Here is a 269-nt window from a genome sequence, read left to right as displayed (position 1 = left end):
AGCGGTTTCAGGCTTCCCCAGCTAGCTCCTTCAGGAACCTTTAATTCCAGGACCATAATCGTAATGATGATCGCCAGGACCCCATCACTGAATGCCTCCAGTCTTCCTTTAGTCATTAGTTTTAATCTGGTTTCTAAAGTTTTCAATCCTTGCTTTCCGATCGCTGAGCATATCAGGATTGATTACACCGCTTTCAAGGTCGAAATTCTCATAAAACTTAGATAATGAAAAAGTATCCTTGATATCTGCTGCAAATTGTGGGAAAAAAG

1 protein-coding gene is annotated in these 269 nt (G+C 40.9%); it reads right to left on the bottom strand.

The features are described 5' to 3' along the window. The coding region (locus tag SB679_RS24445; protein ID WP_410704859.1) for a TMEM175 family protein at positions 1–116 on the bottom strand (116 nt) is incomplete at its 3' end. Positions 117–269: the final 153 nt, after the last annotated feature.

Source organism: Chryseobacterium sp. SIMBA_029 (assembly GCF_046535275.1).
Classification (GTDB): domain Bacteria; phylum Bacteroidota; class Bacteroidia; order Flavobacteriales; family Weeksellaceae; genus Chryseobacterium.
The sequence above is the reverse complement of the archived record's forward strand: the minus strand, read 5'-3'. Positions and strand labels throughout refer to the sequence as shown.